The sequence below is a fragment of the Burkholderia sp. Bp9142 genome (assembly GCF_003853415.1).
Taxonomy (GTDB): Bacteria; Pseudomonadota; Gammaproteobacteria; order Burkholderiales; family Burkholderiaceae; genus Burkholderia.
The window spans coordinates 65,159-90,893 of sequence record NZ_QTPP01000021.1 but is presented as its reverse complement, the minus strand read 5'-3'; the positions used below and the strand labels follow the sequence as shown (position 1 = coordinate 90,893).

Genomic DNA, 25,735 nt, shown 5'->3' with positions numbered 1-25,735 from the left:
TGCTATCGTTATGCAAAAAATGACATAACTCCGAAGACGGCGCCACGCATGACTTTCTTTTCGGTTCTCCTCGCTCTCATCATCGAACAGGTCCGCGCGTTGTCGCCGAGCAATCCGGTGTTCGCGCTGTTCCAGTTTCATGCGGAAACCGTCGCGCATGGCCTCGACGCCGGCAAGCAAAAGCATGGCGTGCTCGCATGGCTCGCCGTCGTGCTGCCGTGGGTACTGGTCGTCGCACTGGTCTACTTCCTGCTGTACAAGGTGAGCTTCGTGCTCGCGTTCATCTGGAACGTCGTCGTGGTGTATTTCACGCTCGGCTTCCGCCAGTTCAGCCACTACTTCACCGATATCCATCTCGCGCTCAACAACGACGATGTGCCGCGCGCGCGAGAAATCCTGCACGAATGGACGGGCCTCGACACGGTCGACATGCCGGTCGGCGAAATCGTCCGCCATACGCTGATTCATGCGGTCGTAGCGTCGCATCGCCACGTGTTCGGCGTGTTCTTCTGGTACGTGCTGCCGATCGGTCCGGCCGGTGCCGTGCTGTACCGCATCTCCGAGTATCTCGCACGCAGCTGGTCGACGCCGGCCGACGATCGCACGGCCGCGTTCTCGACGTTCGCGCAGCGCGCGTTCTTCGTGATCGACTGGATTCCGTCGCGGCTGACCGCGCTCGGCTTCGCGATCGTCGGCAACTTCGAGGATGCGATCTACGCGTGGCGCAATCACACGCGCCAGTGGCCCGACCCGAACGACGGCGTGCTGCTCGCGGCCGGTAGCGGCGCGCTCGGCGCGCGCCTCGCGGGGCCGCTCGCGGAACCGTCGAGCCTCGACGCGCTGGCGGTCGGCGACAGCGGGCCGTTGACGGTTGGTGATGATTGCACGCCGCGTACGCTGCAGTCGGCGGTCGGCCTGGTGTGGCGCGCCGTGATCCTGTGGATGATCCTGCTGTTGCTGCTGACGCTGGCGGTCTGGGTGTCGTGACGCGCTCGCTCGGCGCCCGATGAAATGAAAAGGCCGGCTCGATGCCGGCCTTTTTGCCGTGCGTCAGGTCAATCCGTTCAGTCGTCGCGCGGATCACGCACGGCGCCGCATTGCCAGCAGGCGGTGAACTGGGCCTCGAGCGCCTCGCCGCATTGGCGGCAGCGCCACGGCGCGGCGCCGGCCGACGGGCCGTGCGACGCCGCATCGAGGAGCCGCCGCGCGAGCGCGTCGTCGCGCTCGTCATCGAGCCACAGCTCGGGCGCGCATGCGTCGGCGGGCAGGCCACCGAGCGCACCGGTCGCGTAGCAGTTGTGCAGCTCGCAACCGATGCCGGCCACCTGCAGCACGTTCGCCCAATGCTGCGCGGTTGCAAGATCGGGGGCCTTGAAACGCATCGCGGCTCCTGTCGGTGAAGGCCAGGCCGCCTTCTGCCCGCAGCGCGGTCAGCGGACGATCTGGCTTGCCTCGTGCACGAGCTGCGCGTAAAGCGCATGCCGCGACGGCGCAATGCGGCCATCGGCGACGGCGTCGAGAATTGCGCAGCCCGGCTCCTGCAGATGATGGCAATTATAGAAACGGCAGTCCGCGAGCAGTGGGCGGAATTCCGGAAACGCACGCTCGAGGCGGCCTTCGGTCAGGTGGTAGAGGCCGAATTCCTGGAAACCCGGCGAATCGATCAGCGCGCCGCCGCCTTCGAGCGGGTACAGGCGCGTGAACGTCGTCGTGTGGCGGCCGCTGTTGAGCGCGGCCGAGATTTCGCGGGTCGCGGCCTCGGCATCGGGCACGAGCAGGTTCACGAGCGTCGACTTGCCCATCCCGGACTGGCCGAGCAGGATCGTCGAATGGCCGGCCAGATGCGGCATTAGCTGCGCGCGCGCATCGTCGGGCGAGCCCTTCACCGACAGTTCGAGCACGTCGTAGCCGAGCGCGCGGTAGGGTGCGAGGCGCTCGCGGGCGACCGGCAGCGCGGCCTCGACGTCGATCTTGTTCAGCACGACGAGCGGCTTCAGTTCGTTCGCTTCGGCCGCGATCAGCGCGCGGCCGAGCAAATCCTCGCTGAAATAGGGCTCGGTCGCGAGCACGATCAGCAACTGGTCGAGGTTGGCCGCGAACAGCTTCGACTTGAACTGGTCGGAACGGTACAGCAGGTTGCGCCGCTCGCCGATCTCGACGATCACGCCCTGGTCGGCCGATGCCTGTTCGTACACGACGCGGTCGCCGACCGCGATCTCGCTTTTCTTGCCGCGCGGGAAGCACTGCAGCATCGGGCCGCCGTCGCCGGGGGCGACGATGTAGTGGCGACCGTGCGCCGCGATCACGCGGCCTTCGACACGCGGCGCGCCCGGTGCGCGCGGGGCCGGCTTGCGGGATGTCGGCCGGCTCATGCGTGCTGCATCAGGCGGTCGATCCGCTGCGACGCAGGCGGATGCGAGTAGTAGAAGGCCGTGTAGACGGGGTCGGGCGTGAGCGTCGACGCGTTGTCCTCATAGAGCTTCACGAGCGCGCTGACGAGATCCTGCGCGTCGGTCTGGCTGGCCGCGAACGCGTCGGCCTCGAACTCGTGCTTGCGCGACGTGAGGCTGCTGAACGGCGTCGCGAAGAACAGGAACACCGGGATCGCGAGGAAGAACAGCACGAGCGCGGCGCCCGCGTTGCTCGAGTCGAGTGACGGTGTGACGCCGAGCCCCGTGTAGAACCACGTGCGCTGCGCGAGCCAGCCGAGCAGCGCGAGCAGCACGAGGCTCAGCACGAACGACACCAGCATCCGCTTCATCACGTGGCGGCGCTTGAAGTGGCCGAGTTCATGCGCGAGCACGGCCTCGATTTCCTGGCCGGTCAGCCGCGCGAGCAGCGTGTCGAAGAACACGATCCGCTTCGATGCGCCGAAGCCCGTGAAGTACGCGTTGCCGTGCGCGGAACGGCGGCTGCCGTCCATCACGAACAGGCCCTTCGACGCGAAACCGCACCGTTTCATCAGCGACTCGATGCGTGTGCGCAGCGCCTCATCCTTCAGCGGTTCGAACTTGTTGAAGATCGGCGCGATGAAGGTCGGGTAGATCAGCAGCACGAGCATCTGGAATGCGCCCCAGACGATCCAGGTCCACAGCCACCACAGACTGCCGGCCTGGTTCATCAGCCACAATACGACGAACAGCAGCGGCAGGCCGAGCACGGCGCCGAGGAGCGTGTTCTTCAGCATGTCGGTGAAGAACAGGCGCTTGGTCATCCGGTTGAAGCCGAACCGCTGCTCGATCCCGAACTGGCGGTAGTACTCGAACGGCACGTCGATCACGCTCGTGATCGCGAGGACGGCGGCGACGAGCGCGACCTGCTGCCCGTAGCCGCGGCCGAGCCAGCCCGTCAGCAGCGTGTCGAGCGCGCCGACGCCGCCGAGCAGCGTGAGGCCGACCAGCACGGCCGCGCTGACGACGATCTCGAACATCGCGAGCCGCGTGCGCTCGACCGTGTAGTCGGCCGCGCGCTGGTGGGCGGTCAGCGGAATGGTCGCGCTGAACTGCGCGGGCACGCCGTTGCGGTGTGCGGCGACGAAGCGGATCTGCCGCGACGCGAGCCACAGCTTGGTGACGACCATCGCGAGCACGGCGATCGCGAACAGCAGGGTGAACGAAAAGGGTGACATCTGAGGCGCCAAAGGGTTCTATGCGAGAATTATATGTTCTTGCGGACCGGGCCCGCTCACGCGATGCCGCCCGCCGTCCGCCATTTTCCAGGATGACCCATGACCGATACCGCCGCTTCCACCAGCCAGCCCGCGCTCGTGCGCAACGAGTTGAACCTCGTCTGGCTCGACATGGAGATGACGGGCCTCGACCCGGATAACGACCGCATCATCGAAATCGCGGTCGTCGTGACCAATTCCACGCTCGACATCGCGGTGGAAGGCCCCGTGTTCGCGATCCACCAGAGCGACGAAACGCTCGCGAAGATGGACGACTGGAACAAGTCGACGCACGGCCGCTCGGGCCTGATCGACCGCGTGCGCGCGTCGACCGTGACCGAGGCGGACGCCGCCGCTCAGCTGGAGGCGTTCCTCGCGCAGTACGTGTCGCCCGGCAAGTCGCCGATGTGCGGCAACTCGATCTGCCAGGATCGCCGCTTCATGGCGCGCTGGATGCCGGAATTCGAGCGGTTCTTCCATTACCGCAACCTGGACGTCAGCACGCTCAAGGAGCTGTGCCGCCGCTGGCAGCCCGCGATCTACAAGGGTTTCCAGAAGCGCGCGATGCACACCGCGCTCGCCGATATCCACGAGTCGATCGACGAACTGAAGTACTACCGCGAGCATTTCCTGATCCCGGCCGCGTCGGCGCCGGCAGGCGAGTCCGCGTCGGCCGCCTGAGCGGGCCGGCACGCGCCCGGCGCTCGATACGCGCTCAGCGCCGCGCGCTCTTCGGCCGGAACGCCGCGACCACCGCGGCGTCGGTCTCGATGTACGGGCCGCCGATCAGGTCGATGCAATAGGGCACCGCGGCGAAGATGCCGGGCACGGTCGACTTGCCGTCAGCGTCGCGCAGCCCTTCGAGCGTTTCCCGGATCGACTTCGGCTGGCCGGGCAGGTTGATGATCAGCGCCGCGTGGTCGGTCGTCTCGCGGATCACCGCGACCTGCCGCGACAGGATCGCGGTCGGCACGAAATTCAGGCTGATCTGCCGCATCTGTTCGCCGAATCCCGGCATTTCCTTCGTCGCCACGGCCAGCGTGGCTTCCGGCGTCACGTCGCGGCGCGCGGGGCCGGTGCCGCCCGTCGTCAGCACCAGATCGCAGCCGGCCACGTCGACGAGTTCGGCCAGCGTGGCCGAGATCGTCGGCGCGTCGTCCTGGATCAGCCGGGTTTCGGCGCGCCATGGCGAGCGCAGCGCGCCGGCGAGCCATTCCTGCAGCGCCGGGATGCCCTTGTCCTCGTAGACGCCCGTGCTGGCGCGGTCGCTGATCGACACGAGGCCGACCACGAGCTCGTCCGGGTGGTCAGGCTTCGTCGTCATGGTCGTCTCCGGCATCGTCCGGCGCGTCGTCGCCGTCAGCCTCGTCACTGTCAGCCTCGTCCGTACCGCTCGCGGTCTTGATCCACTGGAACAGTTCGCGGAAATAGCGCGGCGGCTTGCCTTGCTGCGCTTCCTTGCGCGCGTTGCGGATCAGCGTACGGCCTTCCTGGATGTCGGCTTCGGGGTGCTGGTGGAGGAATTCGGTCAGCGCGTCGTCGCTGGCGAGCAGCTGTTCGCGCGTGCGCTCGATCCAGTGCAGGCGGGCGGTTGCAGCCCTGTTCACGCCTCGCTGGGCGTCGAGCGCGGTGCGCAGCGCGGCGGTTTCTTCGTCGGTCAGCGAGCGCATTACGCGGCCGACATACTGGAGCTGGCGGCGCTTGCCTTCGTGATCGGTGATCCGGCGCGCCTCGCGCACGGCGTCCGCGAGGGCCTCGGGCATCGGCATGCGCTTGAGCGCGTCCTTCGGCAGGTCGACCAGCGCCTGGCCGAGCTCCTGCAGCGCGTGCATCTCGCGTTTCAACTGGGATTTGCTGGGGCGATCGTAGCCGTTGCCGGTGTCGTCGTCGGCGTGCTCGATCGGCTGGATTCGGGTTTTGCGTGTCATGGGCGGCATTGTATCGCGGCGCGGACACCCCAAGCTTGTCGGTATATGGCCCCGGACCTTGCTATGATCGCGGGATACGCAACATTTTGAACATGCGGGCGGCTCGCCCGCCACCGGATATCACGACGATGGCAGCCAATCTCGACGTACAAGCGCGCTATTTCCCGCACACGCAGGACCAGCTCAAAGAAATTGCCTCGGACATCCTTCGCCATGCGAAGGCGCTCGGCGCGACGGACGCCGCGACCGAAATCTCCGAAGGCGACGGCCTGTCGGTGTCGGTGCGCCGCGGCGAGGTCGAGACGATCGAACACAACCGCGACAAGATGGTCGGCGTGACGGTGTTCATCGGCAAGAAGCGCGGCAACGCGAGCACGTCGGATTTCTCGCCGGCCGCGATCAAGGATACCGTCGCCGCCGCGTACAACATCGCGCGCTTCACGGCCGAGGACGACGCGGCCGGCCTCGCCGAGGCGGAACTGCTCGAAACCGACCCGCGCGACCTCGACCTCTATCACCCGTGGGCGCTGACGGCCGACGAGGCCGTCGAGCTCGCACGCCGCGCGGAAGACGCCGCGTTTGCGGTCAGCCCGCAGATCCGCAACTCGGAGGGCGCAAGCGTGTCGGCGCAGCATTCGCAGTTCGTGCTCGCGACGTCGCGCGGCTTCCTTGCCGGCTACCCGTACTCGCGCCACTACATCGCGTGCGCGCCGATCGCGGGCAGCGGCCGCCACATGCAGCGCGACGACTGGTATTCGTCGAAGCGCAGCGCGGTCGATCTCGCGGCGCCGGAAGCCGTCGGGCGCTACGCGGCCGAGCGTGCGCTCGCGCGAATGGGCGCGCGTCGTCTCGACACCCGCAAGGTGCCCGTGCTGTTCGAGGCACCGCTCGCGGCGGGCCTGCTCGGCGCGTTCGTGCAGGCCGTCAGCGGCGGCGCGCTGTACCGCAAGACGTCGTTCCTCGTCGACAGCCTCGGCAAGCCGGTGTTCGCACCGCATGTCCAGGTCGTCGAGGATCCGCACGTGCCGCGCGCGATGGGCAGTGCGCCGTTCGACGAGGAGGGCGTGCGCACGCGTGCGCGCAGCGTCGTCAACGACGGTGTCGTCGAAGGTTACTTCCTGTCGACCTATTCGGCGCGCAAGCTTGGCACGCAGACGACCGGTAACGCGGGCGGCTCGCACAACCTCGCGCTGCGCAGCTCGAACACGCAGCCGGGCGACGACTTCGACGCGATGCTGAAGAAGCTCGGCACGGGCCTTTTGCTGACCGAACTGATGGGGCAGGGCGTGAACTACGTGACCGGCGACTATTCGCGCGGCGCGGCCGGCTTCTGGGTCGAGAACGGCGTGATCCAGTATCCGGTCGAGGAAATCACCGTCGCGAGCACGCTGCAGGAGATGTTCCGGCATATCGTCGCGATCGGCGCGGATTCGATCGTGCGCGGGACGAAGGAAACGGGTTCGGTGCTCATCGAGCAGATGACGATCGCCGGGCAGTAAGCGGCGCGGCATCGGCCGCCAGGAAACGAAAAAGCCCGACCGGCACGCGTGAACTGCACCCCAAAAGTTGGATATCGATCCAACCTTTTGGGGTGTTTTTCATGAGCCGGTCGGGCTTTTTTATCGCGTGCCGCGTGTCAGTCGCGCCTGCGCGCGTAGACGACGAACGCATAGCCGAAGGTGTTCGGCGCGGCGGCCTGGTGCGGCTCGCGCGACACTTCGTGCCAGTGCGCGGGATCGGGGGCCGGGAACGACGCGTCGCCGTCGAAGTCCGCATCGATCTCGGTGACGACCAGCTTGTCGGCGAGCGCGAGGCCTTCCGCATAGAGCTGCGCGCCGCCGATCAGGAACGCTTCTGCCACCCCGTCGCGCGCGGCGAGCGCGAGCGCGTCGGCGAGCGACGTGACGGTGTCGCAGCCGTCGAATCGGCGCGCTGCGTCACGCGTGACGACGATGTTGCGGCGGCCCGGCAGCGGCCGGCCGATCGACTCGTGGGTCTTGCGGCCCATCACGATCGGCGCGCCCATCGTCGTGCGCTTGAAGAACGCGAGGTCCTCGGGAAGTTTCCAGGGCAACTGGTTGTCGCGGCCGATGATGCCGTTGCGGGCGCGCGCGACGATCAGGGTCAACGTCGTCATGAAGGTCGGGGAAGAGAGAACCGGAATGGCGCCGATTCTACCGGAACCGCGGCACGCGCCGGCTTCGGTGCGGATGCGCCGGCAGGCCCGGTGTGCCGGCGCGCGCACATCGTCGCCGCTCGCGACGATGTGCGGCCTTCGCATCACAACGTCCTGAATAAAAAGAGTGCCCGCCGGGGGACGGACACAAAAACGGTTCGCGTCGTGGCGTCGACGAAACCGGGCACGATCGGCATCGCCCGCTTCGCATCAATTCAGTATGTAATCCTCATTAAATGGACGGCGCCGGTATCGTGTGCGCATCATCGACGCACGCCGTTCCCGGATTTTTCTTCCATCGCGTGCTGCGCGTCGCCGGGGTGCGGCGCGGGGCGCGGCACGGGCAGCGGCAGCGGAGACGGCGGGGGGATCTCGTCCCACAGCGTCACCGATGTCTTGTCGGACGAACGCGGCTGCGGCACGGCGACGGGTACGATGATGAACCGGTTGCCCTGTTGCATGCCCGGTGCGTCATCGGCAAGCAGCGCGCGCGCGCGTTCCGCGCTTTCGTCCGCGCGTACCGGCATGAACAGGCACGCGAGCGCGAACGCAATCGTCACCTGCCCGAAAGACCGTGAAAAAAGTGTTCGCATGGCCGCCTTCTCCGATCCGTTACGCATTCAGCGAAATGCATGCCATCGGGCGAAGAGCGTTGTCGCGTCTACGATTTGCGCGCGAGCATTGTGAATCGCAGTGGAAAACGCCGGGAAATGTTTCAGCCGTGAAACGAAGGGGCTCGGGAATACTGCGGATTCAATCGATACGCTCCAAGGATGAAAATCGGCGCATGTGTCTATGCATGCGCGTGTCGCTGCGCGTGCGTTATGTGCAGACGATTGATGTACGTCGACCACTGAGCGATGAGACCGCTCGCCCATTCGCGCCGCAATCGGTTTGTCTTGTTCGGCGCCTATAACCAAGCTGTCTTGGTCAAAAAATAACTGGACGCGAGATAAGCGCCATCATGCGAGGCTTGTCGTTGCCGCGCATCGGCATGGCGAATCGAGCCGCTTCGGCTGACCCGATTCGATCCGATTCGATCCTTTTCGCACGCGACTGGCGTGCGCGGCAATCGTTAGACGGTTGATGAACGGGGTGGGCATATGGGAGCCGATCAGCGGCATGTGATCTATTTCTCGCGCGAACCGAACGACGCGTTGCGCGGGCATTTCGACGAATGCGGGTGGCGCGTCGATCTCGCGGAAAGCGCACGCGACGTGCGGCGTGTCGTGCAGCACGGCGTGGCATCCGCCGGCCTGCTCGATTTCTCGCCGGGTTTCAGGCCCGCGGATCTGCGCGAACTCGAAGCGTGTCTGAGCATCCAGCACATCGGCTGGATCGCGGCGACCCGGCGTGGCCAGTTGCAGGACGCCACGCTGCGACACCTCATTCGTGACTATTGCTTCGACTACGTGACGATGCCGTACGAGACGTCGCGCATCGTCGAGACCGTCGGCCATGCGCATGGCATGGTCGCGCTGACCGATCCGGTGGCGTCGCCTGTCGGCGCCGGGCGCGCCGAAGGCGAGATGGTCGGCACCTGCGACGCGATGCTCGGGCTCTTCAGGACGATCCGGCGTGTCGCGACGACCGATGCGCCGGTGTTCGTCTCCGGTGAATCGGGTACCGGCAAGGAACTGACGGCCGTCGCGATTCACGAGCGCTCGGCGCGCGCGCACGCACCGTTCGTCGCGATCAACTGCGGTGCGATTCCGTCGACGCTGCTGCAGGCCGAACTGTTCGGCTATGAGCGCGGCGCGTTTACGGGCGCGAACCAGCGCAAGATCGGCCGCGTCGAGGCCGCGAACGGCGGCACGCTGTTTCTCGACGAGATCGGCGACCTGCCGCTCGAGAGCCAGGCGAGCCTCTTGCGGTTTCTGCAGGAAGGCAAGATCGAGCGGCTCGGCGCGCATGTATCGGTGCCGGTGGACGTGCGCGTGATCTGCGCGACGCACGTGGACATGGAAACGGCGCTGCGCGAAGGGCGTTTCCGCGAGGACCTGTTCCATCGCTTGTGCGTGCTGAAGATCGAGGAGCCGCCGCTGCGCGCGCGCGGCAAGGATATCGAGCTGCTGGCGCGCCACATGCTCGAGCGTTTCAAGGGCGATGCGCATCGCCGCCTGCGCGGCTTCTCGCCCGACGCGATTGCCGCGTTGTACGGCTATTCGTGGCCGGGCAACGTGCGCGAGCTGATCAATCGCGTGCGCCGCGCGATCGTGATGTCGGAGGGCAGGATGATTACCGCGGCCGATCTCGAACTCAACGAATTCGCGATACTGGCGCCTGTCTCGCTCACCGAGGCGAGGGAAGCGGCCGAACGGCAGGCGATCGAGCAGGCGCTGCTGCGTCACCGCGGCCGTTTCGCCGATGCCGCGCGCGAGCTCGGCGTGTCGCGTGTCACGCTCTACAGGCTGATGTGCGCGCACGGAATGCGCGATCGCGGCGACCCGATGGGAGGGTTTTCGGCGCCGTTGCCGGAGGTTCCGCATCACGCTTGCTAAAATTGGCGGGTACGGCCGCCCTCGCGGCCGAAGGAACCCGCATGAAACAGTACCTCGATCTCGTTCGCACCATCCTCGACACCGGCACCTGGCAGGAGAACCGCACCGGCATCCGCACCATCAGCATGCCCGGTGCGATGCTGCGGTTCGACCTGCAGCAAGGTTTTCCGGCCGTGACGACCAAGAAGCTCGCGTTCAAGTCCGCGATCGGCGAACTGGTCGGTTTCCTGCGCGCGTCGCGCAGCGCGGCCGATTTCCGCGCGCTCGGCTGCAAGGTGTGGGATGCGAACGCGAACGACAACGCTCATTGGCTCGCGAATCCGTATCGCCAGGGCGTCGACGACCTGGGCGACGTGTATGGCGTGCAATGGCGCCAGTGGCCCGGCTACAAGGTGCTCGACGCGGGCGCCGATGCGCAGATCGCCGACGCGACGCGCCGCGGTTTCCGGATCGTTACGCGCTTCGACGAGGACGGTGCGCCGAAGGTGCTGCTGTACAAGGCGATCGACCAGTTGCGCCAGTGTCTCGACACGATCATGGAGAACCCGGCCGACCGCCGCATTCTGTTTCACGCATGGAATCCGGCCGTACTCGACCAGATCGCGTTGCCCGCGTGCCATCTGTTGTACCAGTTCCTGCCGAACGTCACGAAGCGCGAGATTTCGCTGTGCCTGTACATCCGCAGCAACGATGTCGGGCTCGGTACGCCGTTCAACCTGACGGAAGGCGCCGCGCTGCTGTCGCTCGTCGGCCGGCTGACGGGCTACACGCCGCGCTGGTTCACGTATTTCATCGGTGACGCGCACATCTACGAGAACCAGCTCGACATGCTGCAGCAGCAGCTCACGCGCGAGCCGTACGAGAGCCCGCGGCTCGAGATCGCCGAGCGCGTGCCGGACTACGCGAAGACGGGCGTGTATGCGCCCGAATGGCTCGAGCAGATCGAGCCGTCCGATTTCTCGCTCGTCGGCTACCGGCACCATGAGCCGCTGACGGCGCCGATGGCAGTCTGAGCAGCGGCGTCCGCTGGCGGAACGGGTTGCGCGACCGCCCCCGGCAGAATGAAGAAGGCCCGACCGGCACACCTGCCGGTCGGGCCTATTTGCTTCATCGGGCGACGGTCATTGATGGCGCCGCTCGTCGTGACCGCCGGGTGGCGGATTGCTCGGGTGCGGCGCCTCGACATGCGGCGCCGGTTGCGGCCGCGGTTCCATGTGCGGTGCGGGCATCGACGGTCGAGGGTCCATGCGCGGCGCGGGCATCGACGGTCGCGGCTCCATCCGCGGGGCCTGCGGTCGCGGCATTTCATGCACCGCGGGCGGGCGGGATTCGTTCACACGCGGCGGTGCGATTTCGCGGTGCGGTGCTGGTTGCGCGAAGTCGGGGCGCGGTCGCGGCGCCGGAGCAGCCCGCTCCGGACGCGGCTGCGCATGCTGGGCCGGTGCGGAGAAATCGGGGCGCGGACGCGGCTGCGGAATCTGCGCGGTCGTGTCGAGTCGCGGTTGCGGCAACGCGCGCGGCGTTTCCTGCCGCGCGCCGGGCTGCGTTCCGGGCGCGCCTTCCGGATGCGGGGCCGGCGCCGCGCCGCGCACGGGCGGCAACGCATTCTGGCCCGCTGCGTGGAGCGCGGCCGGCGGCGTCGGGCGCTGACGCTCCATCGGCGTGTGCGGCTGCATCCAGACAGGGGCGGGCGCCGCGGCTGCATGCGCGTGGTCGCGCCCGGTCGGTTCGTTGCCGGCCGTCGGCGGATGCGGGACGCCATTCCCCGGGCCCAAGGCCTGATGCGGAGCCGGATTACCCGGCGCCTGTGGCGGCGCGCCGTTGGCGAAGCGCGGTGCATTGGGAGCTTCGCCGTTCATCGGTCGCGCGCCATTCGGCACGACCGGCATCGGTGCACCGGGCCGTGCAGCCTGTGCCGGGGCCGGCTGGCCTTCGTGCGGCGCGTGCGCCGGTTGCACGACGGGGCCGTGCGGATTCACGAGCTGCACGTTGCGCATCGCCCATGCACCGGCTTTCGGATTGCCCGGCACGCGAACCGGGCGAGCCGTATAGTCGGCCGGCACGCTGGTCCTGACGACGGGCGCGCCCGCGCCCGACACGTGCTGGCCTTGCCGTGCGAGATGGGCGGCCGCCTGGTCGCGATATGCGGCCGGCACCGCCGGATTGCGCGTTGCGACGAACGTGTGCTGGCCGATCGACGCCGGTGGACGGTGGCTGGCCGTGCGCAATCCGCCGGTAAAGCTCTGGCGCACCGGCGCAATGCCGGGCGTGCCCGGCATCACGTGCGCATTGCGCCATTGCCGCGGATCGACGTGCTGCGAGAAGTGTGCGACCGGCTGGCCGTGCACGAACGCGGACGCCGGCACGGCCGTGATCGCGTGCGGCGCGCGGAAGTTCATGTACGTCTTGTTGATGTTCGTGATGTTGGTGATGTTCGTCACGTTCACGGTCTTGTTCACTGTGACGTTGTTCACCACGATGTTCCGGTTCACGCGATCGTAGTAATGCGGGCTCCAGCCGCCCCAGCCGGGATGCCACGGTTCGCCCGGGCCGAGTGCGAACCATGCGCAGCCGGCTGCCGCGACGCCGCCGACCGTCAGCGCGACGCTCCAGTCGGGACCGCCGCCGCCGCCCACGAACGCGACGAGCGCCGGCGCATAGACGGGCGGCTGGCTGACGACCATCGGACCGGGCACCCACGCCCAGCTGTCGTCCACATAGGCCCAGCGGCCGTAGTGGTACGGCGCGAAGCCCCACGGCGCATCGTCGACCCACGTCCAGCCCCACGGCGCCTGCCAGATCCAGTGACCGTCGTGATACGGTGCCCAGTCGGCCGGCGTGTCGTTCGGCACCCAGACCGCACCGTAATTCGGGGTTTCGCGCCACGTGCCGTTCGCGTCGAGGTCCTGGTAGCCGGGCACGTCGCGCGAGACGTAACGGGCCGACACCGAGCGCTGCTCGGCCGCATCGCGGCCGGCGGCCCACTGGTCGAGCGCATCGGGGGGCGGCGCGGCCGATTGCTGCGCGACCTGCAGATCGGTGCCGGTGAACACGACCTGCTGCCCGGGCGACAGCGGATACTGCCCGTTGCTGCCGTAGACGGTCGCGCTGCCGCTGCGCACGGTGACCGTCGTGCTCGCGCCGTTCGGCGCGACATCGACGCGATAGTCGCCGGGGCCCGTGATGCCGAGCGCGAGGTTGGGCGTATCGATTTCGTACGACCCGCCGGACGGCAGATCGCGCACGTGTGTCGAGACGGTGCCGAGTCCGACCTTCAGTTGCGTCGTCGTGTCGTCGAGGTTGAGCACCGACAGGCTCGTCGATTCGCCGAGTCGCACCGCCGTCGAGCCGATGTGCACCTCCGAGCGCGCGCCGGCGTCGTTCCACAGCTGGTCGCCCGTCGTCAGCGGCCGGTTCACGGCGGCGTACGACCACGTATCGGTGCCGGCCGGCTCCGTTGTCACGGCACCCGACATGTAGTTGAGCCGGGCGACGCGGCTCGGCGGATCGCCGCCGCCCGGCTGCCGGGCGGCGGTCGCATACGGCGCGGCCTGTGTCGCTTGCGCGAATGCGGAGGGCAGGGTCGCCAGCGCGGCAAACGCGAGCAGCGTGCAGCGGGAGGTTCGCTTGAGCGTGAACAGGGAGGCCATGATGAGCGTCTTCGTCGTTATCGCGGCGCGTCGATTCGTGCCGTCCAGTTCACAATATCCGCTTGGCCTGTTTCAGTGCTCGGTGTTTTGTAAATCGAATGGCACGCGATGTAACAAAACCTGTCCATCGCGCGTCGTTGTCGTCCGGCCGCAATGCGCGTGTCAAGCGGACGTAAGCCAGTCGTCGAAAACCTGTTGTCCGGGCACGGTGACCCGCAGCACGCGTGGCCGTGCAGTGCGCTCGATCCAGCCGTGGGCGCAGAAGCTGTCGAGCAGTGCCGCGCCGAGTGCGCCGCCGAGATGCGCGCGGCGCTCGCTCCAGTCGAGGCAGCCGCATGCGAAGCGGCGCCGGCGCGCGCGCTGCTGCGCGACGTCGATGCCCCAGCGCGCGAGCGCCTGTGCGCCGAGCTCGGTGGTCTCGATCGCATCGCCGTCCGCGCGCAGCCAGCCGCGCGCGGTGAGCCCGTCGAAGATGCGGACCGCGAGTTCGCCGGCCATGTGGTCGTAGCAGGTGCGCGCATAGCGCAGCTCGGCCGGTACCGTGCGCGACGGCGGCGGCACCGGACGGTTCGGCGCGGCCGCGCGGGCCACGTTCGCGAGCGCCTCGAGCGACGCCGCGATGTCGGCCGACGCGAGCCGGTAGTAGCGGTGCCGGCCGCGTACCTCGAGCGCGAGCATGCCGCCTTCGGTCAGGCGCGCGAGGTGCGCGCTCGCGGCGGACGGCGACAACCCCGCGATCATCGTCAGTTCGCCGGCCGGCCGCGCGCTGCCGTCCATCAGCACCCATAGCATCGCGGCGCGCCCCGGGTCGGCGATCAGTGCGCCGATCCGGCTCAGGCCCGGAAAGTGGTGGTCGTCTGGGTCGGTCATCGTCGTGTCTCGTCGGGCGGAATGACTGCAGTGTAGGCGCTGCGCACATTCGATGTTTCGTGTCCGGATGAAATGTCGGATGCGGGCAGGGCGCGTACGGCCGCGACCGCCGGCGGCGCACGCGTAGAATGGCCGGACACGGCGGCAGTGGGCCGCCGGATGCGACACGATGCAACGATGAAGACGATTTTCTGCCTGTTGGCGGCCGCGCTCGTCTGCGCGGCCTGTGCGCAGGGCGGCGCGGGCGCCGGCGAGCGGGGCGGCAGCCTCGAGATGTACGGGACGATCGATCAGGGAATCACGGTGCGCCGCTGACGGGCGCCGGTTTCCGGAGCCGATGCCGGGTTCAACGTGTGGATCGGCGGGCGGTCGCGGCCGCGCGGCGGGTACTGCGACGAGTTGCCGCAGTGCAACGTATAATGCGCCGATCGCAGTACCCCGCCGCCTGGAGCTACCACGATGTCCCAACCGTCCCCCGTACCGGCTGCCCTCGACCGCACCGAAACCGTATTCCGCTTCCTCGCCGAGCCGTCGTCCGTGAATTTCGGCGGCAAGGTGCACGGCGGCGCGCTGATGAAGTGGATCGACGAGGTCGCGTATGCGTGCGCGGCAGTCTGGTCGAGCCGCTATTGCGTGACGGTCAGCGTCGGCAATATCCGCTTCCAGCGACCGATCCTCGTCGGCAACCTGGTCGAGCTGAAGGCGCGCGTCGTCGCGACGGGCCGCACCAGCATGCACATCCATGTGTCCGTGCATGCCGGCGATCCGAAGGGCGGCGTGCTGCGCCAGACGACCGACTGCCTCGTCGTGTTCGTCGCGGTCGACGAGAACGGCAACCCGGTGCCGGTGCCGCCGTTCGTGCCCGAGACCGACGAGCAGAAGGTGCTCGCGAAGTATGCAGCCGACGTGCGTGCCGCGCTCGACAAGATCGTCGAGATGAAGCCCGAGGAAGTGGCGAAGGGCACTGTCTGACGGCAACGGGCGCCGCGCGTTCGCGCCGCACCCGTCATCGCGTCAAATTCCCGATTACCGCGATCCGGTCATCTCTTCGGGGCGCACCCACGCATCGAATTCCGCCTCGCTCAGGTAGCCGAGCGCGAGCGCGGCGGCCTTCAGCGTCGTGCCTTCCTTGTGTGCCTTCTTCGCGATCTGCGCGGCCTTGTCGTAGCCGATGTGCGGATTGAGCGCCGTCACGAGCATCAGCGATTCGTTCAGCAGCAGGTCGATGCGCGCGCGGTTCGGCTCGATGCCCACCGCGCAGTGGTCGTTGAAGCTCTGCGCGCCGTCGGCGAGCAGCCGCACCGACTGCAGCACGTTGTGCGCGATCATCGGCCGGAACACGTTCAGCTCGAAGTTGCCGCTGGCGCCCCCCACGTTCACCGCGACATCGTTGCCGAACACCTGGCAGCACAGCATCGTCACGGCTTCCGACTGCGTCGGGTTCACCTTGCCCGGCATGATCGAGCTGCCCGGCTCGTTTTCCGGAATCGACAGTTCACCGAGCCCGCAGCGCGGCCCGCTCGCGAGCCAGCGGACGTCATTGGCGATCTTCATCAGGCCGGCCGCGACCGTCTTCAATGCGCCGTGCGCGAACACCAGCGCGTCGGCGGCGGCCATCACCTCGAACTTGCTCGGCGCGGTCGCGAACGGCAGCTTCGTCAGCCGGCCGATCTCGTCGGCGACGCGCACCGCGAACTCCGGGTGCGCGTTCAGCCCGGTGCCGACGGCGGTGCCGCCGAGCGCGAGCTCGTACAGGTGCGGCAGCGCCGACTCGACGTGCCGGACGCCCTGGTCGAGCTGTGCGACATAGCCGGAAAATTCCTGCCCGAGCGTGAGCGGCGTCGCGTCCTGCAGGTGCGTGCGGCCGATCTTCACGATGTCGGCGAAGGCCCTGGACTTCGCGTCGAGCGTCGCACGCAGCGTACGCAGCGCGGGCAGCAGGTGGTTGACGATCGCGTAGGCGGCCGCGACGTGCATCGCGGTCGGGAACACGTCGTTCGACGACTGGCCGCGGTTCACGTCGTCGTTCGGGTGGACCTTGCGCGCTTCGCCGCGCTCGCCGCCGAGCAGCTCGCTCGCCCGGTTCGCGATCACCTCGTTGAGGTTCATGTTGGTCTGCGTGCCGGAGCCCGTCTGCCACACGGCGAGCGGGAATTCGCGCGGATGCTTGCCCGCGATGATCTCGTCGGCCGCGTCGATGATCGCGCGGGCCTTGTCGTCGGCCAGCACGCCGAGCGACTGGTTCACGGCGGCCGCGGCGCGCTTGACGATCGCGAGCGCGTGGATCAGCTCGGGCGACTGCTTCTCCGTCGAGATCCGGAAATTCTGCAGCGAGCGCTCGGTCTGCGCACCCCAGAGCCGGTCGGCCGGCACGGCGATCTCGCCGAACGTGTCGCGTTCCATCCGAACTGCTTCGTTCATGATGCACTCCTCTTGGGAAGGGGAAAGGCCGCGCGTCGCGCGGCGTCTGGCGTATCGTGAGGCGGTCGCGCCGCTGGCGCGGCGTCCTGGGTCTTCAGCGCAGGGCCGGCAACGCACGTTCCCCTGAGGTGAAAAAATCATTCGCGGCCAGCGCAAGCCCGTTATGCGCGCGAGCAGGCCCTAGCATAGCGCCGGCGGCGATTTTGCGTCGTGTCGCGTTCAGTGCGTCGATGCGATGAGCGACGCGGTCTTCATGTGAAAGCGACATGCCATCAGCACGGCGACACTGGCGAGGCCCGCCGCGAGTCCCCACCACAGGCCGCGTGCGCCGAGGCCCGCATGGAACGCCAGCCAGTAACCGGTCGGGAAGCCGATGCCCCAGTAGCCGAGGGTCGCCGCGAGCATCGGGATACGCGTATCACGCAGCCCGCGCAGCGCGCCCGACGCGACAGTCTGCATCCCGTCCACGATCTGGAACACCGCGGCGATGCCGAGCAGCGACGCCGCAAGCGATACCGTCGCCGCGTTGGCCGGGTCGTCGAGGTGCAGGTACAGGCCGACGATCGCATGCGGCGCGACGATCAGCACGAGCCCCGACAGCGACATGAACGCGACGCCGAGGCCGAGCGCGACGAAGCCCGCATGCCGCGCGGCGACCGGCTCGCCGGCGCCGACCCAGTAGCCGACCCGCACGTTGGCGGCCTGGCCGATCGCGAGCGGCACCATGAACGCGACCGACGCGACGTTCAGCGCGATCTGGTGCGCGGCAAGCGACGTCGCACCGAGCACGCCGATGGTCAGGCCGGTGGCGAGAAAGAGCATCGATTCGACCCCGTACGTGATCGCCACCGGCCAGCCGATGCCGATCAGCTCGCCCATCACGGGCAGTTTCGGGCGGGCGGCGGTCACGAAGTGGCGGAACCGCTGGCGGCCGTGCAGCAGCCAGATCAGCGCAAGCGCGGTGAGCCAGATCGTGATGGTCGTCGCGACCGCCGAGCCGAGGAAGCCGAGCCGCGGCAAGCCGAATGCGCCGTGGATCAGCCCGTAATTCAGCACGCCGTTGACCCCGACGCCGCCGATCGATACCCACAGCAGGCGCCGTGCGGCCCCGATCGCGGGCAGGAAGGCGCGCATCAGCCCGACGCCGATCAGGCTGCCGAGCGCCGCGAACCGCAGGATGCCGGTGTATTCGCCGACATGACGCGCGAGCGCCGGCGGCTCGTGGAACATCAGCAGGATCGGTTCGGACAGCGACAGCGCGACGATCGCCGGAATCGCGAGCAGCAAGGACAGTACGAAGCCGGTCCAGTAGATGTGGGGCACGCGATCCTCAGCCTGCGCGCCGCGCGCATGGGCGACGCTCACGCTCACCGACGACAGCACGCCCTGCAGCACGGTCACGATGACGAAGAAGAAGTTCGCGCCGAGGCCGCCCGCCGCGAGCGAATCGGGGCCGAGCGAGCCGAGCAGCACCGTGTCGGTGACGCTCATCGCCATCTGCGAGAGCTGCGCGATCGCGAGCGGCGCGGCGAGGCGTGCGGTATCGGCGGCATGACTGGACAGGGACGGCGGCGCGGCGGCCGTCCGCGTAAGACCGGAATGCGACATGGAATGGGCGCTCGCGCGGGTGCAGGCCCGCGCTGTCTGTATTTATTTTGAGAGACGGTTAGCTTACGGCTTTATTCGAACGGTGTCGAACGCGTGCGCCGATGGCCATGTCACGGTCAGGGGGAACCGCTATGCGTCGTGAACCGCGATCCGCGTATCGCCGAACAGCACGACCTGGCCCGCGCGAATCTTGCAGGTCTTGCGCAGCTCGACCACGCCGTCGACTTTCACCGCGCCGGACGCGACGAACATCTTCGCGGTGCCGCCGCTGTCCGCGAGGCCGGTGATCTTGAGAAGGTTGTGCAGTTCGACGTATTCGCCGGTCAGCGTGAAATCCAGATTGGGCATGACGAAGGAAGCGCGCGATGCGCGGGAGGAATCGCCCCGCATCATACGGCACGGCGGCCTGGCGCGCGAGCGCGGACGTTCGTTCAGGCTCGCGCGCCGCAGTTGTTAAGGACTGTGAGCGATTCGTCAGCAAATGAAACGGTGGGTAACAGTCTGAGAGATTCGAGAACCTGCCGGGCGGCCCGCGGGTCTTTCGTCGTACCTGCTGCGTGTTGCGGCAGGGGACGCGACGGAGCGTATCGATGCGCTCCGCGCCCACAACTTCTTGAGGAGGATTGTCATGTCCAGGATTCGTACGATGCTGATCGGTGCCGCGCTGACGGCGTTCGCCACTTCGGCCGCATTTGCGCAGACGGGCGTCGCGACACAGGGCGCCGCGGGCGCCGGCGTGCAGATGCAGGCGCCGGCAGCAGGGGCAGGTGCCGACGCGGCGATGCAAGGCGGAGCCGGCGCGAACGCGTCGGGCAATGCGGTCGGCGGCGCGACCGATGCGGTGGGTGCGGCAGCCGACGGCGCGAAGGATACGGCGGCGTCGTCGGTCCACTCGGTCAAGAAGCACGCGAAGCATGCGACGAAGTCGGCCAAGCACCATGCAGGCTCGGCGAAGTCGAAGGTGGGCGACGAGGCGGCCGAAGGCAGCGCGTCGGCCGGCGTGCAGGGCGGTGCATCGGCCTCGGGCGCCACGCAGTAAGCGGTGCCCGACTGCCGCACGACGCTCGCCCCGGACGGCGCGTCGTGACGGCGATCGAACGGCGGCCCGGTTCGCTTCGCGCGAACCGGGCCGTTCTTCATTCGCGGGGGCGGGCCGTCATGGCCGGCGCTGTTCCGGCCCCGGTCCGGGCGCCGGCCGCATGGCGGACGGCGCGAACACGCTGCGCAGCCACGCGGCGAGCCGCGCGAATACGTCGTACGGCTCGTCGACAAAGATCTCGGGCTTCAGTAGCCGCAGGTATTCCATGATCTGCTGCGCTTCCTGTTTCTGGAACGAACCGTGCGCGAGTCCGAGCCGCAGCAGGCCGCGCAGTTCGCCGAGCTTGTCGCGCGCGGCGCTGCCGACGCTCATCTCGCACGCGAGCTTTGCCTCGTAGACGCGCTGGCGCAGCGATTCCGCGAGCCGCCACGCGGGCGTCTGCATCATTTCCTCGAGCGCTTGGATGTCGTGCACCGCGCTCTTGATCTGCGCGGCGAGCGGATCCACGAGCGACGCGTCGCCCTGCGCTTCGGCGACGATCGCCTTGGCCCAGTCGCGGCACGCCTTCGCGAGCTCGTCGGGCGTCCATTCGGAGCGCGACGCGAAGCCGAAGCCGAATTCGCCGGCCTGTCGCATCAGGATCGCGACGACGTCCGGAAATTCCTTGTCGAGCGCGCGTTTCGCCCATGCGTACTGGCCGCCTTCAAGCATCCGCTGCACGGCATGCTCGGTCAGCGGCACCATGTTGTCGAGCAGCTTGGCGCGCAGGAAATCCTCGAACGACGGCGTCGCGAACTGCGGGTCGAGTTTCAGCGATACGCGCACGAACGCGTCGTAGTCCTTGCGCAGGGACGCAAGCGTGTCGTCCTTGAGGGAAAGGGTGATCTGGCCCATGGGTCGTCTCGATGGCGGCCCGCGCGTGCCGGCGCCCGACGCCGTGCACCGGTACGGGCGCAGCGTCGACGGACCGGTTCGCGCCGAGGCCGATGGCGGATCTTCATCCCCTTTATCGGCGCGCCGGACGGAAACTTGAGCGCGGCCGGTGAAGTTCGCTCAGGCCGGCAGCCAGTGCGGCATCACGACCCCTTGCCAGAAGAAGAACACCGCGAGCCCGACCGCGATCGTCACGAGCGGCCGGCGCGTCGTCGCCGACACCAGTACGGCGGCGAGCGCGCCGACGAGCTGCGGATTGCGCCAGGTCAGCTCGGCCGTGCCGCCGTGCGGCGAGACGGTCATCGGCACGATGATCGCGGTCAGCACGGTGACGGGCACGAAGCCGAGCGCGGTCCGTACGAGCGGCGGGAAGGTCAGCCGCTCGCCGAACAGGAACAGCGTCGTCCGGATCGCATAGGTGATCACGGCCATCCCGAGGATCAACAGCGCGTAGCTCACGAGGCGGCCTCCGTGCGTGAACCGGCGCGCGAGCGCTCGTGCATCAGCGTGAGCGCGACGCCGATCATGACGCCGGCGGCGACCGCGCCCAGCAAGCCGAGCTTGTACGGCCAGCCCTGCCAGAAGTATGCGAGCGTGCCGGCGGTCGCCGCGGCCGCGAGATAGCGCAGCGTGCCGAGCTGCGGGACGACGATCGCGATGAAGGTCGCCGCCATCGCGAAATCGAGGCCGAGCGACTGCAGGCCCGGGAAGGCCGCGCCGAAGCCGATGCCCGCGAGCGTCCAGACCTGCCAGTTCAGGTACATCGCGAGGCCCGAACCGAGGAAGTAGTGGGGGCCGATCGCACCGGGCGGGAAGTGCCGGTAGTGCGCGTCGGCGACCGCGAACACCTCGTCGGTCATCAGTGCGCCGAGCGTCGCGCGCCAGCGCAGCGGCAGGTGCGCGACGTGCGGCGCGAGCGTCGCGCTGTACAGCAGGTGACGCAGGTTCACGATCAGTGTCGTCGCGAGCACGACGACGAAGCTCGCGCTGCCGGCGATCAGGCCGAGCGCGATGAACTGCGCGGAGCCCGCGAACACCGCGAGCGACATCAGCGCGCCGTGCCATGCGGCGAGCGGGCCGCCGCCGACGAGCGTGCCGAAGATCACGCCGAACGGCGCCGCGCCGATCATCATCGGGATCGTGTCGCGTGCGCCGTCGAGCCATTCGTTGAACGGACGGCGAGGCGGGGGCGATGGTGCGGGGGTGGGATTCAAGGGACGCTTCTCCATGAAATGGAGGATAGCGGGCCGATGTCGCGGCGGCTTGTATGTTCTTGCGCCCGCGGGTGCCGGAGGCGCAACCTGCGGGCCGGCAGTCGCGTGTTGTCGAATGCGGGGGGAGCGCGCGCGTCAGCGCGCCTGCCAGCGTCCGGGCGGCACGCCGAACATCCGTTTGAAATGTCGCGTGAAATGGCTCTGGTCGACGAAGCCGCTGGCCGCGGCGACGTCGGCAATCGGCACGCCCGCACGCAACGGCGCGAGCGCGCGCTGCAGCCGCAACTGGTTGCGCCACGCATGCGGCGGCATCCCGGTCGTGCGGGTGAACAGGCGTGCTGCGTGAAACGGCGACAGGCCGGCGGCCCGCGCGACGTCGTCGAGCGTGACCGTGCACGTGAGATCGGCGGCGAGCCGTTCGCGCATCGCATCGACGCGCGGCTCGTCGGCCGCGAGCACCGCGGGCTGCAGCCGCGCGTCGGCATGGCGTGCGATCAGCGTCGACAGCGCATCGAGCATCGCCGTTTCGGCGGCGAGCGGATCGTAGGCGCGCGGTGCGCCGGTCCCCGGAGCGCCGGCCGCCGGAACGCCGGCCGCCGGAACGCCGGCCGCCGGAACGTCATCGACCGGCTGGCCATGCGGGTGGGCGGACGGCATGCGTTCGCTGCCGGCCTCCATCATCCGGTGGGCCAGTGCGAGCCGCGCGGCGAGATCGGTGTCGCGGATCACGTCGGACGGGAACCACGGCGCATCCTGCGGCCGGCCGGCGATCGCGCTGGCGAGTGCGCGAATGTAGTCGACCGGCACATAGCTCACGCGATAGCACCAGCCTTCGTCGGTCGCGCGCGAGCCGGTGTGCACTTCGCCGGGATTGATCACGGGCACGGTGCCTGTTTCGGCGACATGGCCGCTGCCGCGACACGTGTAGCGCTCCGCGCCCTCGAGGATCACGGGAATCGTGTACGCGTCGTGCCAGTGCGGCGCGAACGTATGATCGCGATAGGTAGCCGTGAGCAGATCCGCATCCGGCAGCAGCGGCGTGCGCCAGTAGCGTGCGGAGTCGGGAAGGCGGGTGGCGGACATGGTCGGGCGCGGGGCGGTCGAATCGACAGTGTAGCGCTCGCGCGCCCGGCAGGCGCGGGCTTACTTGACCGGAATCGTCGTGCCGGCCGGCATCGGCACCGCGGTGACGGCGTTCTTCGGGCTGCCGCTGACGATGCGGTCGCTGTAGGTCAGGTAGACGAGCGTGTTGCGCTTCTTGTCGACCACGCGCACGACGTGCAGCGTCTTGAAGATGAACGACATCCGTTCGCTGAATACGTCGGTCTGCTGCTTGAGCGGCTCCTTGAAGCTGAGCGGGCCGACTTGCCGGCACGCGATCGACGCTTCGCTCGGATCCTCGGCGACGCCGAGCGTGCCCTTGATCCCGCCGGTGCGCGCACGCGACACGTAGCAGGTGACGCCCGTCACGAGTGGATCGTCGTACGCTTCGACGACCACGCGGTCGGAGCCCGTCACGCGGAAATGGGTGTTGACGCTGCCGACTTCCTCCGCGTGCGCGAGCGGCGCGGCGGCAAAGGCGGAAAGCAGGAGGGCGAGCGGCGCGGCGGAAAGGGGGCGGTGCTTCATCGACGGAACCGGATGCGAATGCGGGACAGAGACTCTAGCATGCGCGGCGGTGCCCGACGGGCGCCGGAAAAACAAAAGGCCCGTCGCATGACGGGCCTTTCGCTGTCTGGCTCCCCGACCTGGGCTCGAACCAGGGACCTACGGATTAACAGTCCGGCGCTCTACCGACTGAGCTATCGGGGAACAAACAACAACAGCAGAGAAACGAGATTGTATGGAGTGGTGGCTAACCTGTCAACACCTTTGGGCCGCGGTGCACAAAAATTTTTGCGGCGCCGCCGCGCGATCAGCGCTCGAGCAGGTGCAGCTTTTCCTGCACGTCCTTCCACTCGTCCGCGTCGGCCGGCGCCGGCTTGGTCTTCGTGATCGACGGCCAGTTCTTCGCGAGCTCGGCGTTCAACTCGGTGAACTGCTGCTGGTCGCCCGGAACGTCTTCTTCGGCATAGATCGCATTGGTCGGGCACTCGGCGACGCACACGGCGCAGTCGATGCACTCGTCCGGATCGATGGCGAGAAAGTTGGGACCTTCACGGAAGCAATCCACCGGGCACACATCCACGCAATCCGTGTATTTGCACTTGATGCAGCCTTCGGTCACAACGTGAGTCATCAAAACGCTCCTGCTTGGCGGTATATATGGGGTGGCGTTTGCGCCAAAAGCGGCATTGTAACTGAAGCGCAAAACCCGCATGACGTGGTCGGCTTTCCGGCTTATATCGTTTCGTGATTAGTTTATGGGGCTGACGGCGGATGCCGCGCCGGTGCCGGGCAGGGACGGTTTCACGATGGTCGGGCCCGCATTCGGGTAACATGGCCGACAGACCGGGCGGCGCGCGGTGCGCCGGGGCCCTGTCACGATATTGGCGGTGCCGTAATCATGATCATCACTTCGCTGCTCGACACGGATCTCTACAAGTTCACGATGATGCAGGTCGTCCTGCATCACTTTCCTGCCGCAAACGTCGAGTACCGGTTCCGGTGCCGCACGCCCGGCGTCGATCTCGTGCCGTACATCGACGAGATCCGCGACGAGGTGCGCGGTCTCTGTTCGCTGCGCTTCACCGACGTCGAACTCGACTACCTGCGGCGCATGCGCTTCATCAAGAGCGATTTCGTCGACTTTCTCGCGCTGTTCCACCTGAACGAGAAATACATCTCGATCACGCCTTCGCCGAAGGGCAGCGGCGAGATCGACATCGTGATCGAGGGGCCGTGGCTGCACGCGATCCTGTTCGAGATCCCGGTGCTCGCGATCGTCAACGAGGTCTATTTCCGCAATACGCAGCGCGAGCCCGACTATCGCGAAGGCCGCGAGCGGCTGCGCGAGAAGGTCAAGCTGCTCGGCGCGAAGCCCGAGTTCGCCGATTGCAAGATCGCCGACTACGGCACGCGCCGGCGCTTCTCGAAGGTGTGGCACGAGGAGGTCGCGCTGACGCTGCGCGACGGGCTCGGGCCGCAGTTCGCGGGCACGAGCAACGTGTTCTACGCGATGAAGCACGACCTGACGCCGCTCGGCACGATGGCGCACGAATACCTGCAGGCCTGCCAGGCGCTCGGCCCGCGGCTGCGCGATTCGCAGACCTACGGTTTCGAGATGTGGGCGAAGGAGTATCGCGGCGACCTCGGGATCGCGCTGTCGGACGTCTACGGGATGGACGCGTTCCTGAACGACTTCGACATGTACTTCTGCAAGCTGTTCGACGGCGCGCGCCACGATTCGGGCGATCCGTTCGAGTGGGGCGAGCGCATGCTGCGCCACTACGAGGCGAACCGCTGCGACCCGCGCACCAAGGTGCTCGTGTTCTCGGACGCGCTCGACATCCCGAAGGTCATGCAACTGTATGAACGGTTCCGCGGCCGCTGCAAGCTTGCGTTCGGCGTCGGCACCAACCTCACGAACGATCTCGGCTACGTGCCGCTGCAGATCGTGATCAAGATGGTCCGCTGCAACGGGCAGCCGGTTGCAAAGCTGTCGGATTCGCCGGGCAAGAGCATGTGCGATGACAAGGCGTATCTCGCATACTTGCGCCAGGTGTTCGGCATCGCGCAGCCGGTCGACGACGACGCATCGCAGTAGGCGTCGGCCATCCGGCCAGGTG

Annotated in this window: 27 protein-coding genes and 1 tRNA gene; 9 read left to right on the top strand and 19 right to left on the bottom strand. The window is 67.9% G+C overall.

Annotation, left to right across the window (positions count from 1 at the left end; all coding sequences use genetic code 11):
* Positions 1-48 precede the first annotated feature (48 nt).
* Positions 49-987, top strand: a complete 939-nt coding sequence (locus tag DIE22_RS22650; protein WP_124500195.1) for a CobD/CbiB family protein — start codon at positions 49-51, stop codon at positions 985-987.
* A gap of 77 nt (positions 988-1,064) precedes the next feature.
* On the opposite strand, the gene DIE22_RS22645 is transcribed toward DIE22_RS22650, so the two are convergent.
* From DIE22_RS22645 to DIE22_RS22635, 3 genes are read right to left on the bottom strand one after another with little or no spacing between them, the layout of a single operon-like run.
* A complete protein-coding gene (locus DIE22_RS22645) occupies positions 1,065-1,382 on the bottom strand; it encodes a putative signal transducing protein (protein WP_124500194.1) in 318 nt (105 codons plus the stop codon).
* Between the two features lie 48 nt (positions 1,383-1,430).
* Positions 1,431-2,372, bottom strand: coding sequence for a ribosome small subunit-dependent GTPase A (gene rsgA / locus DIE22_RS22640; protein ID WP_124500193.1), 942 nt, complete (start codon positions 2,370-2,372; stop codon positions 1,431-1,433).
* A complete protein-coding gene (locus DIE22_RS22635) occupies positions 2,369-3,628 on the bottom strand; it encodes a M48 family metallopeptidase (RefSeq protein ID WP_124606136.1) in 1,260 nt (419 codons plus the stop codon). The genes rsgA and DIE22_RS22635 overlap by 4 nt, the downstream gene beginning before the upstream one ends.
* A gap of 99 nt (positions 3,629-3,727) precedes the next feature.
* Between DIE22_RS22635 and orn the strand changes: the two genes are divergently transcribed.
* Positions 3,728-4,348, top strand: coding sequence for an oligoribonuclease (orn, locus tag DIE22_RS22630; RefSeq protein ID WP_124606135.1), 621 nt, complete (start codon positions 3,728-3,730; stop codon positions 4,346-4,348).
* A gap of 34 nt (positions 4,349-4,382) precedes the next feature.
* Here the strand turns inward: orn and mog are convergent, their stop codons facing one another.
* Complete coding sequence (gene mog / locus DIE22_RS22625; RefSeq protein WP_124606134.1) at positions 4,383-4,991, bottom strand: molybdopterin adenylyltransferase; 609 nt, start codon at positions 4,989-4,991, stop codon at positions 4,383-4,385.
* A complete protein-coding gene (yjgA, locus tag DIE22_RS22620; protein ID WP_311767465.1) occupies positions 4,975-5,595 on the bottom strand; it encodes a ribosome biogenesis factor YjgA in 621 nt (206 codons plus the stop codon). The genes mog and yjgA overlap by 17 nt, the downstream gene beginning before the upstream one ends.
* Positions 5,596-5,723: 128 nt before the next feature.
* Here yjgA and pmbA point away from each other — a divergent pair, with 128 nt between their 5' ends.
* The gene (gene pmbA, locus DIE22_RS22615; protein WP_124500188.1) at positions 5,724-7,094 is read left to right on the top strand and encodes a metalloprotease PmbA; all 1,371 of its coding nucleotides are present in this window, start codon (positions 5,724-5,726) and stop codon (positions 7,092-7,094) included.
* A 137-nt stretch (positions 7,095-7,231) separates the two neighbouring features.
* On the opposite strand, the gene DIE22_RS22610 is transcribed toward pmbA, so the two are convergent.
* Both DIE22_RS22610 and DIE22_RS22605 read right to left on the bottom strand, forming a co-directional pair.
* Positions 7,232-7,732 (bottom strand): dihydrofolate reductase, encoded by a 501-nt coding sequence (locus DIE22_RS22610; protein ID WP_124500187.1) that lies wholly within the window; start codon positions 7,730-7,732, stop codon positions 7,232-7,234.
* A gap of 302 nt (positions 7,733-8,034) precedes the next feature.
* Positions 8,035-8,364, bottom strand: a complete 330-nt coding sequence (locus DIE22_RS22605) for a hypothetical protein (RefSeq protein ID WP_124500186.1) — start codon at positions 8,362-8,364, stop codon at positions 8,035-8,037.
* 510 nt (positions 8,365-8,874) lie between these two features.
* On the opposite strand from DIE22_RS22605, the gene DIE22_RS22595 reads away from it, so the two are divergent.
* Positions 8,875-10,272, top strand: coding sequence for a sigma-54 dependent transcriptional regulator (locus tag DIE22_RS22595; protein ID WP_124500185.1), 1,398 nt, complete (start codon positions 8,875-8,877; stop codon positions 10,270-10,272).
* A 41-nt stretch (positions 10,273-10,313) separates the two neighbouring features.
* Positions 10,314-11,285 carry a thymidylate synthase gene (locus tag DIE22_RS22590; protein WP_124606133.1) on the top strand — a complete coding sequence of 324 codons (972 nt, stop codon included), beginning with the start codon at positions 10,314-10,316 and terminating at the stop codon, positions 11,283-11,285.
* A 108-nt stretch (positions 11,286-11,393) separates the two neighbouring features.
* On the opposite strand, the gene DIE22_RS22585 is transcribed toward DIE22_RS22590, so the two are convergent.
* Together DIE22_RS22585 and DIE22_RS22580 are read right to left on the bottom strand one after the other, a co-directional pair.
* Complete coding sequence (locus tag DIE22_RS22585; protein ID WP_124606132.1) at positions 11,394-13,922, bottom strand: DUF6600 domain-containing protein; 2,529 nt, start codon at positions 13,920-13,922, stop codon at positions 11,394-11,396.
* 162 nt (positions 13,923-14,084) lie between these two features.
* Positions 14,085-14,792 (bottom strand): helix-turn-helix transcriptional regulator, encoded by a 708-nt coding sequence (locus DIE22_RS22580; protein WP_124500182.1) that lies wholly within the window; start codon positions 14,790-14,792, stop codon positions 14,085-14,087.
* 177 nt (positions 14,793-14,969) lie between these two features.
* Between DIE22_RS22580 and DIE22_RS38300 the strand changes: the two genes are divergently transcribed.
* Both DIE22_RS38300 and DIE22_RS22575 read left to right on the top strand, forming a co-directional pair.
* Positions 14,970-15,107 carry a hypothetical protein gene (locus DIE22_RS38300; RefSeq protein ID WP_185640666.1) on the top strand — a complete coding sequence of 46 codons (138 nt, stop codon included), beginning with the start codon at positions 14,970-14,972 and terminating at the stop codon, positions 15,105-15,107.
* Between the two features lie 144 nt (positions 15,108-15,251).
* Positions 15,252-15,764, top strand: coding sequence for an acyl-CoA thioesterase (locus tag DIE22_RS22575; protein ID WP_014897688.1), 513 nt, complete (start codon positions 15,252-15,254; stop codon positions 15,762-15,764).
* Between the two features lie 54 nt (positions 15,765-15,818).
* Here DIE22_RS22575 and fumC read toward each other — a convergent pair whose 3' ends face one another.
* From fumC to DIE22_RS22560, 3 genes are all read right to left on the bottom strand, one after another.
* Positions 15,819-17,213 (bottom strand): class II fumarate hydratase, encoded by a 1,395-nt coding sequence (gene fumC / locus DIE22_RS22570; RefSeq protein WP_124500181.1) that lies wholly within the window; start codon positions 17,211-17,213, stop codon positions 15,819-15,821.
* 219 nt (positions 17,214-17,432) lie between these two features.
* Positions 17,433-18,821, bottom strand: coding sequence for a multidrug efflux MATE transporter NorM (gene norM, locus DIE22_RS22565; RefSeq protein WP_124606131.1), 1,389 nt, complete (start codon positions 18,819-18,821; stop codon positions 17,433-17,435).
* Positions 18,822-18,950: 129 nt separating this feature from the next.
* Positions 18,951-19,169 carry an RNA-binding S4 domain-containing protein gene (locus DIE22_RS22560; protein ID WP_006753074.1) on the bottom strand — a complete coding sequence of 73 codons (219 nt, stop codon included), beginning with the start codon at positions 19,167-19,169 and terminating at the stop codon, positions 18,951-18,953.
* A 280-nt stretch (positions 19,170-19,449) separates the two neighbouring features.
* Between DIE22_RS22560 and DIE22_RS22555 the strand changes: the two genes are divergently transcribed.
* Positions 19,450-19,860 carry a hypothetical protein gene (locus DIE22_RS22555; protein ID WP_124606130.1) on the top strand — a complete coding sequence of 137 codons (411 nt, stop codon included), beginning with the start codon at positions 19,450-19,452 and terminating at the stop codon, positions 19,858-19,860.
* Positions 19,861-19,977: 117 nt separating this feature from the next.
* On the opposite strand, the gene DIE22_RS22550 is transcribed toward DIE22_RS22555, so the two are convergent.
* The 7 genes from DIE22_RS22550 to fdxA all read right to left on the bottom strand — a co-directional run bounded on the left by DIE22_RS22550 (position 19,978) and on the right by fdxA (position 24,246).
* Positions 19,978-20,754, bottom strand: coding sequence for a DUF4088 family protein (locus DIE22_RS22550; protein WP_124500178.1), 777 nt, complete (start codon positions 20,752-20,754; stop codon positions 19,978-19,980).
* 159 nt (positions 20,755-20,913) lie between these two features.
* Positions 20,914-21,252 (bottom strand): AzlD domain-containing protein, encoded by a 339-nt coding sequence (locus tag DIE22_RS22545; RefSeq protein ID WP_044844796.1) that lies wholly within the window; start codon positions 21,250-21,252, stop codon positions 20,914-20,916.
* Entirely contained in the window at positions 21,249-22,022 is a 774-nt protein-coding gene (locus DIE22_RS22540; RefSeq protein WP_124606129.1) for an AzlC family ABC transporter permease, read from the bottom strand. Before DIE22_RS22540 ends, DIE22_RS22545 begins: the two co-directional genes overlap by 4 nt.
* Positions 22,023-22,142: 120 nt before the next feature.
* The gene (locus tag DIE22_RS22535; protein ID WP_124606128.1) at positions 22,143-23,090 is read right to left on the bottom strand and encodes an AraC family transcriptional regulator; all 948 of its coding nucleotides are present in this window, start codon (positions 23,088-23,090) and stop codon (positions 22,143-22,145) included.
* Between the two features lie 60 nt (positions 23,091-23,150).
* Positions 23,151-23,636 carry a CreA family protein gene (locus tag DIE22_RS22530; RefSeq protein ID WP_124500175.1) on the bottom strand — a complete coding sequence of 162 codons (486 nt, stop codon included), beginning with the start codon at positions 23,634-23,636 and terminating at the stop codon, positions 23,151-23,153.
* Between the two features lie 107 nt (positions 23,637-23,743).
* A tRNA-Asn gene (locus DIE22_RS22525) sits at positions 23,744-23,819 on the bottom strand.
* Positions 23,820-23,922: 103 nt separating this feature from the next.
* Positions 23,923-24,246 carry a ferredoxin FdxA gene (gene fdxA / locus DIE22_RS22520; RefSeq protein WP_006753067.1) on the bottom strand — a complete coding sequence of 108 codons (324 nt, stop codon included), beginning with the start codon at positions 24,244-24,246 and terminating at the stop codon, positions 23,923-23,925.
* Positions 24,247-24,513: 267 nt separating this feature from the next.
* On the opposite strand from fdxA, the gene pncB reads away from it, so the two are divergent.
* Entirely contained in the window at positions 24,514-25,713 is a 1,200-nt protein-coding gene (gene pncB, locus DIE22_RS22505; protein ID WP_124606127.1) for a nicotinate phosphoribosyltransferase, read from the top strand.
* Positions 25,714-25,735 lie beyond the last annotated feature (22 nt).

Coding starts and splice junctions, on each gene's coding strand:
- DIE22_RS22535 (WP_124606128.1), bottom strand. CDS start 23,090: ATGTCCGCCACCCGCCTTCCCGACTCCGCACGCTACTGGCGCACGCCG.
- DIE22_RS22540 (WP_124606129.1), bottom strand. CDS start 22,022: ATGGAGAAGCGTCCCTTGAATCCCACCCCCGCACCATCGCCCCCGCCT.
- DIE22_RS22645 (WP_124500194.1), bottom strand. CDS start 1,382: ATGCGTTTCAAGGCCCCCGATCTTGCAACCGCGCAGCATTGGGCGAAC.
- DIE22_RS22610 (WP_124500187.1), bottom strand. CDS start 7,732: ATGACGACGTTGACCCTGATCGTCGCGCGCGCCCGCAACGGCATCATC.
- yjgA (WP_311767465.1), bottom strand. CDS start 5,595: ATGACACGCAAAACCCGAATCCAGCCGATCGAGCACGCCGACGACGAC.
- DIE22_RS22605 (WP_124500186.1), bottom strand. CDS start 8,364: ATGCGAACACTTTTTTCACGGTCTTTCGGGCAGGTGACGATTGCGTTC.
- DIE22_RS22635 (WP_124606136.1), bottom strand. CDS start 3,628: ATGTCACCCTTTTCGTTCACCCTGCTGTTCGCGATCGCCGTGCTCGCG.
- fumC (WP_124500181.1), bottom strand. CDS start 17,213: ATGAACGAAGCAGTTCGGATGGAACGCGACACGTTCGGCGAGATCGCC.
- DIE22_RS22585 (WP_124606132.1), bottom strand. CDS start 13,922: ATGGCCTCCCTGTTCACGCTCAAGCGAACCTCCCGCTGCACGCTGCTC.
- DIE22_RS22550 (WP_124500178.1), bottom strand. CDS start 20,754: ATGGGCCAGATCACCCTTTCCCTCAAGGACGACACGCTTGCGTCCCTG.
- DIE22_RS22530 (WP_124500175.1), bottom strand. CDS start 23,636: ATGAAGCACCGCCCCCTTTCCGCCGCGCCGCTCGCCCTCCTGCTTTCC.
- DIE22_RS22595 (WP_124500185.1), top strand. CDS start 8,875: ATGGGAGCCGATCAGCGGCATGTGATCTATTTCTCGCGCGAACCGAAC.
- DIE22_RS22590 (WP_124606133.1), top strand. CDS start 10,314: ATGAAACAGTACCTCGATCTCGTTCGCACCATCCTCGACACCGGCACC.
- DIE22_RS22555 (WP_124606130.1), top strand. CDS start 19,450: ATGTCCAGGATTCGTACGATGCTGATCGGTGCCGCGCTGACGGCGTTC.
- rsgA (WP_124500193.1), bottom strand. CDS start 2,372: ATGAGCCGGCCGACATCCCGCAAGCCGGCCCCGCGCGCACCGGGCGCG.
- norM (WP_124606131.1), bottom strand. CDS start 18,821: ATGTCGCATTCCGGTCTTACGCGGACGGCCGCCGCGCCGCCGTCCCTG.
- fdxA (WP_006753067.1), bottom strand. CDS start 24,246: ATGACTCACGTTGTGACCGAAGGCTGCATCAAGTGCAAATACACGGAT.
- pmbA (WP_124500188.1), top strand. CDS start 5,724: ATGGCAGCCAATCTCGACGTACAAGCGCGCTATTTCCCGCACACGCAG.
- DIE22_RS22575 (WP_014897688.1), top strand. CDS start 15,252: ATGTCCCAACCGTCCCCCGTACCGGCTGCCCTCGACCGCACCGAAACC.
- DIE22_RS22650 (WP_124500195.1), top strand. CDS start 49: ATGACTTTCTTTTCGGTTCTCCTCGCTCTCATCATCGAACAGGTCCGC.
- orn (WP_124606135.1), top strand. CDS start 3,728: ATGACCGATACCGCCGCTTCCACCAGCCAGCCCGCGCTCGTGCGCAAC.
- pncB (WP_124606127.1), top strand. CDS start 24,514: ATGATCATCACTTCGCTGCTCGACACGGATCTCTACAAGTTCACGATG.
- mog (WP_124606134.1), bottom strand. CDS start 4,991: ATGACGACGAAGCCTGACCACCCGGACGAGCTCGTGGTCGGCCTCGTG.
- DIE22_RS22560 (WP_006753074.1), bottom strand. CDS start 19,169: ATGCCCAATCTGGATTTCACGCTGACCGGCGAATACGTCGAACTGCAC.
- DIE22_RS38300 (WP_185640666.1), top strand. CDS start 14,970: ATGAAGACGATTTTCTGCCTGTTGGCGGCCGCGCTCGTCTGCGCGGCC.
- DIE22_RS22580 (WP_124500182.1), bottom strand. CDS start 14,792: ATGACCGACCCAGACGACCACCACTTTCCGGGCCTGAGCCGGATCGGC.